General features: G+C 41.7%; 11 protein-coding genes. 1 reads left to right on the top strand and 10 read right to left on the bottom strand.

Features of this window, described 5'->3' with window-relative positions; genetic code table 11:
- Position 1: 1 nt before the first annotated feature.
- The 5 genes from IRY55_RS03380 to IRY55_RS03360 all read right to left on the bottom strand — a co-directional run bounded on the left by IRY55_RS03380 (position 2) and on the right by IRY55_RS03360 (position 5739).
- Positions 2 to 712, bottom strand: coding sequence for an ABC transporter ATP-binding protein (locus IRY55_RS03380; protein ID WP_194561837.1), 711 nt, complete (start codon positions 710 to 712; stop codon positions 2 to 4).
- Positions 705 to 2171 carry an ATP-binding cassette domain-containing protein gene (locus tag IRY55_RS03375; RefSeq protein WP_194561836.1) on the bottom strand — a complete coding sequence of 489 codons (1467 nt, stop codon included), beginning with the start codon at positions 2169 to 2171 and terminating at the stop codon, positions 705 to 707. Before IRY55_RS03375 ends, IRY55_RS03380 begins: the two co-directional genes overlap by 8 nt.
- Positions 2168 to 3145, bottom strand: coding sequence for an ABC transporter permease (locus IRY55_RS03370; protein ID WP_194561835.1), 978 nt, complete (start codon positions 3143 to 3145; stop codon positions 2168 to 2170). Before IRY55_RS03370 ends, IRY55_RS03375 begins: the two co-directional genes overlap by 4 nt.
- Complete coding sequence (locus tag IRY55_RS03365; protein WP_194561834.1) at positions 3142 to 4698, bottom strand: ABC transporter substrate-binding protein; 1557 nt, start codon at positions 4696 to 4698, stop codon at positions 3142 to 3144. Before IRY55_RS03365 ends, IRY55_RS03370 begins: the two co-directional genes overlap by 4 nt.
- A 129-nt stretch (positions 4699 to 4827) precedes the next feature.
- Positions 4828 to 5739, bottom strand: coding sequence for a LysR family transcriptional regulator (locus IRY55_RS03360; RefSeq protein ID WP_194561833.1), 912 nt, complete (start codon positions 5737 to 5739; stop codon positions 4828 to 4830).
- A 354-nt stretch (positions 5740 to 6093) separates the two neighbouring features.
- On the opposite strand from IRY55_RS03360, the gene IRY55_RS03355 reads away from it, so the two are divergent.
- Positions 6094 to 6396, top strand: coding sequence for a DUF3784 domain-containing protein (locus IRY55_RS03355; RefSeq protein WP_194561832.1), 303 nt, complete (start codon positions 6094 to 6096; stop codon positions 6394 to 6396).
- Positions 6397 to 6437: 41 nt separating this feature from the next.
- Here IRY55_RS03355 and srtB read toward each other — a convergent pair whose 3' ends face one another.
- Genes srtB through IRY55_RS03330 form a run of 5 tightly spaced genes read right to left on the bottom strand, consistent with a single transcriptional unit; the run spans position 6438 to position 12714 of the window.
- The gene (gene srtB, locus IRY55_RS03350; protein ID WP_235961006.1) at positions 6438 to 7274 is read right to left on the bottom strand and encodes a class B sortase; all 837 of its coding nucleotides are present in this window, start codon (positions 7272 to 7274) and stop codon (positions 6438 to 6440) included.
- A 2-nt stretch (positions 7275 to 7276) separates the two neighbouring features.
- Complete coding sequence (locus tag IRY55_RS03345; protein ID WP_194561830.1) at positions 7277 to 8053, bottom strand: ABC transporter ATP-binding protein; 777 nt, start codon at positions 8051 to 8053, stop codon at positions 7277 to 7279.
- Positions 8040 to 9020, bottom strand: a complete 981-nt coding sequence (locus IRY55_RS03340) for a FecCD family ABC transporter permease (protein WP_194561829.1) — start codon at positions 9018 to 9020, stop codon at positions 8040 to 8042. Before IRY55_RS03340 ends, IRY55_RS03345 begins: the two co-directional genes overlap by 14 nt.
- Positions 9017 to 9904 carry a heme ABC transporter substrate-binding protein IsdE gene (gene isdE, locus IRY55_RS03335; RefSeq protein ID WP_408015116.1) on the bottom strand — a complete coding sequence of 296 codons (888 nt, stop codon included), beginning with the start codon at positions 9902 to 9904 and terminating at the stop codon, positions 9017 to 9019. The genes IRY55_RS03340 and isdE overlap by 4 nt, the downstream gene beginning before the upstream one ends.
- 56 nt (positions 9905 to 9960) lie before the next feature.
- Positions 9961 to 12714 carry an NEAT domain-containing protein gene (locus IRY55_RS03330; protein WP_194561827.1) on the bottom strand — a complete coding sequence of 918 codons (2754 nt, stop codon included), beginning with the start codon at positions 12712 to 12714 and terminating at the stop codon, positions 9961 to 9963.
- Position 12715: the final 1 nt, after the last annotated feature.

Genomic DNA, 12715 nt, shown 5'->3' with positions numbered 1-12715 from the left:
CTTATTTTCGCTTCCTTTCAAAATACGTACTCGCTTCGATTAACTTCTTAGTATAGGAATGTTTCGGCTGAGACATGACGCGCTCATACATTCCATATTCCACGATACGGCCCTCTTTTAATACATATACATCATCGATAAACGATGAAAGTTCTTGAAAACGATGGGTAATATACAATATCGCCATCGAACGACTTTCATAAATTTGTTTCAAATATTGAATGATCTTTTTTTCATTTTCAGGGTCGAGAGCCGATGTCATTTCATCCGCAATTAACACATCAGGACGTTGTAGGAGGGCACGTGCAATAGCGAAACGTTGCTTTTGACCACCTGAACATTCATGAGGTAAAGCATGCCACGTGTCCTTGGGCAACTCAAGCTGTTGCAAAACTGGAACAATTTCTGCTTGCCATTGTTTTTTCGGATATTTCAGTCCGCGCAGCGCTTCTTCCATACTTGCCCACATCGTCCAGTATGGATTAAATGAACGTTCTGGATTTTGATAAATGTATTGAATCGATGACGTATGGCGTTCGATTTTTCCTGACGTCGGGGAACGTAGCGAAACGAGCAATTCCGCAATCGTCGATTTACCCGATCCGGATTCTCCAATTAAAGCGGTCACCTTTCCCTTCGTCACACGACAATGAATGTCATGTAAGACGACATCATTTCCATACTGTTGATAGACGTTTTTCATTTCAATCATCGCGATTCTCCTTCGTCATTTGTAACGTTCGGTCTGAAATAGCATGCGCTACATCGTGATCGTGAGTAATCATCAATACACCGCAATTTAATTGTTTCGCTTTTTTCTGGAGTAAAAAAATAATCTCCTTTTTCAAAATAGGATCTAACGCGCTCGTCACTTCATCGCAAATGACATAATGGGGTCGCCATACAAAAGTGAGAGCGACGAGTACGCGACTGAGCATTCCTCCTGAACATTCATGCGGATATCGATTCGCAATAGTTTCATACAGTTGCACTTCTTTTAACGCTTCGTTCATTTCGTCTTGCGTGACACCTAACTCTTCAAATTGTTGACGAAGGGGCAATAACGGATTGAATGCCGCTCTTGCATCTTGGTACATAAAAGCGATTGTTTTAAAATAATGGGCTGAAGCAAATTTTGGGTGACTCGTCCATTCGCCGTCCATTTGACCATGCCCTTCATAGTATGCGACAGGCAAAATCCCGTACATCGCTCGTGCTAACGACGTTTTTCCCGAGCCAGACGGTCCTGTAATGCTTACAATTTCGCCTCGCTGTACATCCAGCGATACATTTTCAAAAATCGGTTTAGAAACGCCGTAATGAAGGGTGATTTGTTCTCCACGCAAGCCTGCTTCTTTCGTGCAATGAACTTCTTTTCTCAACGACGATTTTGTACGCTTGACGTTCTTTCCTTCAATTATGAAAGAAATATATACCGTCACGATCGCGAGCAATAAAACAGGAGGTAAAACAAGCCACGTCCAACTGCCGTTTAAAAAAATAGTTGGGTTACTAAATCCATCATGTAACAACTTTCCCCACGTCACTTTTACCGGATCACCTAACCCTAAAAAGGCTAATCCCGCTTCCGTTAATATCGCGTATCGAAATGTCATAATCCATTTCGTTTGAACGAGTGATTTTAAATGGGCTGGAAAATGACGGGTCAAAATATATAAATGGCTATTTCCTAATTGTCGTGAAATTTGAATAAATTCGCGTTCTTTTAACGACATCACTTGCGCTCGAATAATTCGCATGTAAGCAGGCCAAGATAACACACTCATTAAAACTAACAACATCGTATATTGTCCGCCTGTAAAAGCGATGACGAGCAGTATGATGAGTAAATTCGGTAAAACGAGCAAAACGTTCGCTAACCCGTTCCATAACGAATCCCATTTGCGAAAATAACCAGACCATACACCGAGTACGACGCTTAACAAGGTAGAAGCAGTCGCAACAACGAAACCGACTATTAAACTCCATTTCGTACCTTCTATTAATAAAGCGACGACATCTTGCCCGACACTATTTGTACCGAGCCAATGCATTCTACTCGGCGCTAAATAAGATTCAAATTGATAAGAAGAAGCGGCATATGGATAACTGAAATAAAGCACGCTATAAAAAAGGATAAAACTTCCGACGATATATTTTTTATGCTTCACATCGGATCCTCCTTTCGAATGCGCGGATCTAATTTTGGATAAATCCAGTCGGTAAGCAAATTAATCATTAAAATGATGCTGGTAAATAAGAAGAATAAACCGTGCATAAGCGGATAGTCTCGCGAAACGATAGCATCACGCAATAACTTCCCAATCCCAGGATATGAAAATAATGTTTCTACAAAAATGGCTCCTGTAAAAGTTAAACCGACACGCAACATCATCATCGTAAAAACAGGAAGTAAAGCATTTTTAAAAACGTGTTTTCGCAATAATGTACGAGTATGAATCCCTTTCATTTGCGCAAATTCAATGAAAGGCGCTTGCATAATACGCACCGTCTCATTGCGCATTAACAAATACAAACTCGGAACTGTCGCTAAAATGAGCGTTGTAATCGGTAAAACCGCATGTTGAATCCGGTCTAGCATCATATTTAACAAAGAAGCATTTTCTAAAAAAGGAGTTGCCGCACCACTCATTGGAAAAATCGGTAGCATGACGCTATATGTGATAAGGAGGAACATGCCGACTAAAAATTCAGGCAAAGCGCTGAAAACTAACATCGTGCCGAATAAAACGCGATCTCCTTTGTGAACTGCCTGATAGCCAGAGTACAAACCGAATACGATGCTAATAATGATAGAAATGAGCGTCGCCACCCCGACGAGACTCAACGTATATGGCAAATGTTCTCGTATGACAGCTCCTACATCTTGGCGATATTGAAAAGACGTCCCAAAATCAAGCGTCACAACGCCTTTCATATAGCGAACCCATTGCGTCACAGGCGATTCATCTAACGCGTAATAAGCTAAAATCGATTCTTTTTGTTCCTTCGTTAACGTCGGGCCACTATCCTGTCCTTCAATAAAATCAATCGGCCCTCCTGGCATCATACGAGGAAGAGCAAAATTTAATAGAATCAACGCGAGAAAGACGACGACGTAAGAACGCAGTCGAACGTGTTTCATCGCACGAATGCTGCCTTATTATCAACGAGTGGAATACCGTCTGCTATGCCGCCTTTCGTATTAAACCATCCGTCAAACACCGATGCGTCGTATATGTGATAAAACGGGCGGTGGTATAAGACGAGCGTCGGCAATTCATCTCCGAGAATCATCTGCATCTCATCGACAAGCTTTTTACGCGCTTCCTCGTCTTGCGCACGCAATTGAGCTTCCGCTAACTTCGTGAAACCTTCATGTTGGAACACAGATTTTCCTGCATATAAATTACTTGCTTGTCCACTAAACCAAAGGCGTAAAAAGTCAGGATCTCCACTCAATCCGATATGTCCTGTAATCGCCATATCAAAGTTTCCTTCTGCCATCAGCGCTGCAAAGGTTGCCGGTTCTGCTGTTTGAATCGATAAAGTAATGCCGATGTCTCGCAACATCGCTTGCATTAATTCCGCTTCTTTCGATGTAGAAGACACGAGCACATTCAGCTCTAATTTCTCTTCATAGCCTAACGCTGTTAACATTTCTTTCGCTCGTTCAACGTCATAATCGTATTGAGGAACATTCGGATTGTACCAATCAGAATCTGGCGGAATAATGCCACTACTTCCTTCCATCGCTTCTTTTGAACCTGTTAACTTTTGGGACATATCGATTCGATTTAAAGCATGTGCGATCGCCTGTCGCAATTGCTTTTCTTTTAATTGCGGATGATCTAAATTAAAAATAATGCGCACGGCACTTCCTGTTGGCTCACTTTTCAAAACAGAAAACCCTTCTTTTTCAAGCTGTGCTACGTCGTCATATTTAAATGTCATTCCATTATTAATTTCACCTTTTTGTAAGGAAAGAACACGGTTTTCGACGTTTAAGTATTGCAGTTCATCAATGACAACTTCCCCTTTAAAGAAAGATTCGTTTTTCACAAATTGATAATGACCACTCGCTTCATCATAATGCTTTAATAAGAATGGGCCTGATCCGATTAAAGCATCCGACTCTCGATACTCTAACGGATTTTTTACTGCCGACCATATATGTTTCGGAATAATCGGCAACATGCCTGCAATTTCCGTAATAAAAGGTGAAAATGGTTCCTTTAACTGAATGCGTACTTCATAATCGTTGATCACTTCCGCTTTCTCTACTTTCGTCATATCGACATTCCACTGAAATGGATGCTTCTGAAAATATTCATACGAAAAAGCAACATCTTCCGCCGTTAATGGCTCACCATCATGGAAATTCGCTTCATTTAACTGAAATGTATACGTAAAACCATCTTCTGACACTTCCCATGACTTCGCTAACCACGGGATGACGCCTGTATCATCTTTCCATGTGAGCGCATCGAAAAGATAGCTATTTCGCAAAAATCCGATCGGTCCACTCGTTCCGAACGTAAATGGTGAAAGAAAACCACTATCTGCCCAACCAATTTTCACAATGTCTTTCGAAGCAGACGTTTGTTCGACTCCTGCTTTACTTTCTTGTTCCTCACTATTGCTACAAGCTTGTAATAATAAAACAACAAGCCCTAATAAAATAAATAATCGCTTCATTGCATAAACTCCTTTTCTTTGAATTATTCGTATCGTATCATCATTGATAATAATTATCACTATCAATTAGGGCCTTCTATTTGAAAAAACCTCTATCCTTATTCATTTGCATGATATTATAAAATTTTTTTATACATTTTCAAATTGTATAAATAACTTCGCGCTATTTTCGGGAAATAGAGACAGTAATACGTCGATTAGTTGACGCTCACTATCGTTTAAAATGATATCATTCATCAGTTGGATTCCACTTTTTCGCTTATACTGAAAAGAAGGACTAGCCAACGTATGCAACTGCCCTTTTTGTATCTCTTCATAAACTGCACTACGAGGTAAAAAAGCAATGCCTCGATTCATCGCTACAAATTGTTTCGCCATCTCAAAAGTGCTAACTCTCACTTGACGCACGGTTTGCAAACTCAATGTTTCAATCATTTCTTCATTTAAAAATTCACTCTGTGTGAACAATACCGTTTCTTGCTGCAAATCTCGGGTGTACAATTTTTTACGTTGACTAAAAGGGTGCTCGGAGGAAAACACGAGGATAAATTCATCTTCAAAAAGTGGATAAAAAGTAGTTTTTTCTTGAAGTTCCTTATCTGCTACATAATGTGGCATGAGCGCAAACCGTGCTTGATGAGTCAACAATTGACGCTTCAATTCATCATAACAATAACTATGAATCGTTAAACGAGAAGCAAGCATAGGATTGACTTGGTCATATAAATGGAAAAAGAAATAGTGTGCAATATAATTACTCATATAAAGAGGCAGTTGATCTTTTTGAAAGGAACGTTGCATCTCAGACTCTGCTTTTTTTAATAAATGATTTATTTGTTCAATGAATTCATATAAAATTTCCCCTTCTTTCGTCATTAAAAGCTGTCCATGTTGTCGCATAAATAGTGGCATTTGATAATGGTCTTCTAATTGTTGAATGTGATTCGTCACAGTCGGTTGCGAACAATATAAACGTTTTGCCGCTTCCGTATACGATTGACATTTAGCAACGACTTGAAATGTATGAAATTTTTGCAACATAAAAAACCTCTCCTTTGTCTGTAACATTCCTATTCTACAGGTAACTCAAAGGGCTCGAACATAGAGAAACTCGAGTAATTTCGAAGGGTAGACATTGAAATCTTGAAAAAACACAAAATTCCCTTTTCATTCAGTACATGACGTACGAAGAATACACCAACTGGCAATTAAAAGAATCGAAATAAACAAAACCCGCATCTCTATTATGAGAATGCGGGTTTTCTATTCAGTCATTTAGTCATTTACTTATATGCGCTGTTCTCTTTCATTTCTACTCTCTATAAAAATAAAATCACGAAACCCCCACCCCTATTGATTTTCTTGTATAATCAATACAAGGAAGGATGTTTGTTTATGAATATTTTACTGCTCGTCATCATACTCTTTTTCGTCGCGTTCGGGCTCATGTTGCAGTTTAGTCGGAGCGAGTTGTTTTTAGCAGGCTTTCGACTGATCGAAAAGCAAGGTGGGAAAGTGGCAGATGAGGCGAAGTTGTTGCGCACGGGGGCGTATGCGTTTTACGGGTATGCGGGTGTTGTCGGTATCATTTGGTTTGCGTATGCGCGCGAAGAATCTTATTTTTACATGATCGCCTTGCTCGCCTTCATCATCGTGACGTATTTAGCGATTCTTGAATTGAATAAAAATAAAAAATAATCATCACTCACGTTGTCGCTCCGTTCGTGAGTGATGATTTTTTAATGCGCTTCTATTAATTTCGCATGAACGACGAGGCGCCCTTCGTTTGGATCTAACGTGTAATCGCATGTCGACAACGTAAGAATCCGGTCTTCCTCTGTTACCTCAACATTACTTTCAAAAAATGACTTCTCCTGAATTTCTTCGAGTAATGCTCGGTACTCTTCATCTGTCGTAAAATCCGTTTGAATGTAGTCAAAATCAATCGTCGTATAATAGACGGCAAAAATTTCAGCGTCAAATCGGTCGTACATCGTATCAAATTCAATCGTGCGATGCGTGTGGAAAAAGTCCTCGTCTAAAAAGTTCGTCAAACTTTGAAACATCGAACCATCTTTTAAACGATGTCCGTATAGGACTGTATTACGATCATCCGCACTCACATCATTTCGGAAATCCATAAAGATGCTGCCGGCTTTCGATTTTTGCGCTTTATAGTTTCGATATAAATAATAATCGTTATCGACCGCTTGTAAAATCGGATAATCGATCGGTGTGCCATCAATTCGAATCCATCCGATCATTTCAGGATTTAATTGGTGCAATGATTGAAATTGCGGGCGGATGGCATCGTTGTCTTCCGCCTGCAGCGTACCTCTGACAACTTCTGAAGAAGCAAGTTCGTTTTTTTGCTCTCGCACTTTTTGACGTTCTCGTAAATATAATGTGTCCGCTTCAGCATATCGCTCATCCGCTTCTTCTCGCACTTCTTGCGCTGCTGCTAAAACGTTTGCATTATGGCGATAATCGTACATCGTGCGAAATAATTGTGTGCCTGAAAATAAAAAAACAACGACGCACAGTAATGTGAAGCTTTGTGAGAAATAATGTTTCATCTTCATCTCCCTTTCAATGGAACGGTATACCATCCGATCGCTTCTTCATACCGAACGGTCATCTGAATGCCATACACGTCGTAAATACGTTCTTCTGTCAACGCTCGTTCCGGAGGTCCGTTCGCTACGAGTCGCCCCTCCTTCATGACGAGTACGGTATCGCTATACCGGAACGCTTGATTTAAATCGTGTAAAACCATGACGACCGTTAATCCGTACTGAACGTTCAGCGACTGAATGAGATCGAGCAAATCGTATTGATAATATAAATCTAAATACGTCGTCGGCTCATCTAGTAATAAAATCGGCGTTTTTTGAGCGAGTGCTAAAGCGATCCAGACGCGTTGCCTTTCTCCACCCGACAACGCGTATACAGGGTGATGTCGCTTTCCTTCCAACCCTGTAACAGACAACGCCCAATCAACCGCTTCTTCATCTTCGCACGTCATCCCGCGAAAGCGCTCTTGATAGGGGATGCGGCCATAAGAGACGAGATGTTCAACCGTTATATCAGACGGGGCTTCATTTTGCTGATAGACGACCGCGACACGTCGTGCAAACTGCTTCATCGGACAAGTCGCAATATCCTCCCCGCGCAATAATACGGCGCCTTCTGTCGGCAAATGAGCTTTTGCGACGGTTTTAAGCAAGGTTGATTTTCCTGAGCCATTCGGGCCGAGAATGGTCGTCACTTGCCCTTTCGGAATATGCGCAGTCACTTTTTCAAGCTGAAAATTTTTAGAATCGTACGAAAAACTCACTTCTTTAAAATCGAGCAAAATGACGTTCCCTCCTTAATAACATAATTAAAAACGGACCACCGATGAGCGCAACGATTACGGAAGCCGGAATTTCTTGCGGAGCGATGAGCGTGCGCCCGAGTGTATCTGAAAGTAAAATGAGCCAAGCACCGAGCAAAGCCGAAAAAGGAATTAAATAGCGGTGATTCGTGCCGACGATACGGCGGCTAATATGCGGAATGAGCAAGCCGACAAATAAAAACATGCCGGCGACGGCTGTTGCGACAGAAGCGAGCAATACCGCAATAGCGGAAATGACGAGGCGCAAACGTTGGACGGGTACGCCGAGACTATGCGCAGTCGCATCGCTCAAACTTAAATGATTACAACCGCGAAATAAAGAGAACGCTGCGATTAAACCGAGCGTTACATACATGACAATTATGCGAACGTCCGACCATTGACGCATCGCAAGTTGCGACATTGCGACATCGCTCGTTGCACTCAATGAAATTCCTCCGGAAAAATGGAGCACTTGCCCTAAACTCGTAAATACCGCATTAATGGCCACTCCGATTAAAATCATGCGAAGCGGATCTAAGCCTGACGACCAAGAAAGGCGATAGACGAGGTAAAACGCAAACGCTCCGCCAAGGATTGCAAAAAACGGCATATAAAAAAACAAAGTCGGCCATAATGTAATCGCAGCGACAGCGGTAAACGATGCACCAGCAGATACGCCGATTATACCGGGCTCCGCTAACGGGTTGCGCATCACCGCTTGCAGTAATATCCCCGATACAGCTAATGCGGCACCTGCGAAAATCGCGATGACGATACGAGGGAGGCGCAAATCTTTCACAATTTCGACGTGCGGGTCATGTCCGCTCCAAAGCCCTTGTATGAAAGAGATCGGTGTCACCGCTAACGTTCCTGTCGTCGCCGACATAATGATGGTTAGCAATAATAAAATCGTGACACTCATTATCCAAAACCACTGTTTCATCGCCTTCCCTCGCTTTCATATAACATCGCATGTAATGTATGAAGCGCTTCTTCCGCGGCTAGGCTTGCCGTCATACCGAAAATGCGTTCTTCTAAATCATACACACGGCCGTCTTGTACCGCTTTGAAATGTTTCCAAATATCATTTTCTTGAAATTCACGGTCGAACATTTCCACGACTTCATCCGGCATGCCGTGTGCGGCACGCAAAATAATATCCGGTTCGGCATGTTGTAAATATTCGGTATTCGAGGCGACATATTCCACATCTTCTCCTTCGATCACATTTTTTCCTCCTGCTAATTTTACTAAGTTGCCGATATACGAATGTTCCGTCGCGACTAAATAACTTCCCGGCACGCCCATTAAAATTAAAACGCGTGGCTTTTCAAACGAAGCGGTCTTTTGTTCCATCTCCTCGATCATCGTATAAAAAGGAGCGACGACATTGGCCGCTTCTTGCTCACGCCCGTACATCGCACCGAATGTTTCAATTTCTTTCAGCATATGTTCCACACTTTTTAAATCGGCATAATACGCTTCCATCCCGTTTTTTTCAAACAATGGTTCCAAATCGTATTGCAATGTCGTCACGGACAATAATTGTTTCGGCTGCAATGCTAAAATGAGCTCCATATCCGGGCTCATCGGATTACCGACTTCCATCACTTCTTCATAACGCTCAGGTAAATTTTTATAACTGGACGGTTTGCCAATCAAATCGAGGTCTAGGGCGTCCATCATTTCTGTTAACGCAACAGTTGTCGAAACGATGCGGTGGCCTTCTCCGTCTAGCGCTTCTACTTTTTCCAAATCGATGTTCGGGCCCGTTTGACATCCTGCGATGAAGACGAGACTAAAAAGTAGTAAGATTAATCGTTTCATCTCCATTCTCCTTTTTAAAAAACGTGTAGATGAGAATGTCATCTACACGCTAGTTGTTAAAGATTTTTTATTCGAACGCGTCGATACCCTTTCCACATTAGCACACCACTTGATAGTAAAAGTAATAATGCAAACAGTGCGAGCTGTGAATGATCCCCTGTTTTCGGATTGAATGATGGACCGCTCGTCGCATGTTTCACATCTGTTAAAACCGCTTCTTTTGAAGGAGTATCCTCAGAGCGATCATACGTGAGCGATTCGTCACGTTCATTCGTCTGTCCCGGTGTAGTAGATGTTGTTGAATCATTCGTTGATGGAGTAGTTGTCGTTGGCCCACCTGGTGTAGATGGCGCGGGTGTAACGTCTTCGTTTTTCAACTGTCCGAATTTCAAACGAATATCATATTTATTATCATAATTAAAATTAGGAATTCCCGTTACGATAATATGCACTTTGGCATGCACGATCTGTTGTGGATCATCGATTTCAAACTCGACGATGCGTGTTTTTTCTCCTTTATTCGTCGAAATCGTCTTCACTTCTTGATACGTTCTATTCGCTTTTACTTTGAAATATTGCCACCAATCTTCGTTTTTGACTGTAATACGAATGAAATGCTTTCCGTCTTTTTTCATATATTGCGCTGGTTTTGCGAAATAACTATCGGCCACAGATGTTTCATCTTTATCATCTTTCCAAACGACGTAGTCAATCGATTGCCACTTGGCTTTTTTTGTCTCGGTCACTTTCACTTGATCGAGGCGCTTTTGGAGCTCATTTTTTGTTTTAGCGTCTTGCACTTTTTGAATGAGCGCTTGTACGGATTGTTTGTCTTTTTCAGTGACTGTTTTTTGTTTTTCCAATTGTGCGAGTGCGTCTTTCGCTTTTTGTACAGCAGGATCATGTTTCTCCGTTGGTACTTGATCTGTGCCGAGTAAAAGGCGGACGTTATATTTATTGTCGTAATTAAATCCTGGAATTCCTTTCACAATGACATGTAATTGCGCTGGAACAAAACCGTCGATCCGGTCGACTTCGAATTCAATGCGCTGTTTATTCCCTTCTAACGGCTCAATCACTTTAACATCTTGATATGTGCCATTCGCTTGAATGCGGAAGTATTGCCACCAATCCGCATTTTTGATGATTGCTTGTACGTAGTGCTTCCCATCTTTTTGATACGTTTTCATCGGTTTTTCAAAGTAGTCATCTGCGACAGATTTTGCATCCGCATCCTCTTTTAAAACGACAAATGATAAATTCGTGAAAGAAGGAACCGCTTCTTGTACTTTCACCAAGTCTAAACGTTTTTGAAACAGTTGCTTCGCTTTTGGATCTTTCACTTCATCGATGAGCTTTTGAACGCGTTGTTTATCTGCTTCCGTCACTTTCGTCTGTTTCTCTAATGCGCTCAATGCGCGTTCTGCTCTCTGTTCTGCCGGATCTTCTTTCACCGTTTCTTTACGGTCATCTTGAATGACTATACGAATATCGTATTTGTTGTCGTATTCAAATCCTGGAATTCCTTTGACGATAATGTGTACTTTTGCGTTAATTTCTCGGTCGAATGCGTCAAATGGAAATTCGACGAGTCGAACGACCGTTGTTTCTCCTTTTTCATTCGTCCGTTCTTCTTTTTTCAATGTCGTCACTTCTCGATAAGCGCCATCTTGTTCCACTTGGAAATATTGCCACCAATCTTCATTTTTAATGATGATTTGGGCGTATTTTTGGCCATTTCGTTCAACGACCGTCGCTGGTTTTTCGAAGTAACCGTCCGCGACAGACAATTCATTTTTCTCTTTTTTCCAAACGATGTACGGGAATTGCCCGAGTGTTTGATCAATTTCTTTTTGTTGCACGTTTACAGCTTGCAAACGTTTTTGGAATGCTTCTTTCTTCGCCGCATCTTGCACGGCATCAATTAACTGTTGTACTTTCTCTTTTTCCGCTTCTGTCACCGGTTGATTGTGTTCTAAATGGGTTAACGCCGCTTCTGCTTTCACGACCGCTTCATCGATGGACGGTTGTTCAGTCAATGGGGTCGGCAACTTTTCTGGCGCAGGTGCTGCATATGTTACGTTTTCAGGAATGACGCGCACTTTATGCTCCATAAACCCGAAGTTCGACTTCGTATCGACGGACACGCCTAATGTCATCGGCTGATCGATCGCAGGCACTTGCAGTTGAACAGTGCGCTTATTATTTTGGTCATCTTTTGCGATATCGTACGCTTCAACAGTTTGTAAAGATGGAGCGACGTTCGCGACCGCCAATGTGCGAAGTGGCGCATTGTCATCAAGGTGAAGGACAATCTTTTGAATCATGTCGCTTTCGTTCAATGTCATTTGAAGGTAATGTTTCCCGTCTTTCACAATACCGTAGACCGGTGTTTCGACATATTTCGCCATCGAAGACGGTTTATCTGCTTTTTCTTGTAATATTTGAAGAGGCACTGTATACGTTCCGTCTTTCAAGCCTTTCGTTTGTTCAGATTCTTCAGGATCCTCATTAGGTGGTGTCGGCTCTTCTGTTGGAGGAGTCGATTCAGATTGATTTGGAGCTTTTGATAAATTCAACTGTTGCTTTTGAGAACCTGTAATCGTATGCGTTCCATCATCGATTGTAATCTTTTCCATCCATTCATAATAAACATTTTTCCATTCCATTCCTTCTATTAGATGAAGCAAACTGGAAGTCGTGGGAGATGGTTGACTCTTCGTCGAAGCACTCGCCATTTGTAAGGGCGAAGAGACGATGATGAGTGCGATCAGCATAAAAACAAACGATTTTTGTAAAATAGTTTTCACA

It is taken from the genome of Savagea serpentis, from assembly GCF_015351395.1.
Lineage (GTDB): Bacteria > Bacillota > Bacilli > Bacillales_A > Planococcaceae > Savagea > Savagea serpentis.
The sequence above is the reverse complement of the archived record's forward strand: the minus strand, read 5'-3'. Positions and strand labels throughout refer to the sequence as shown.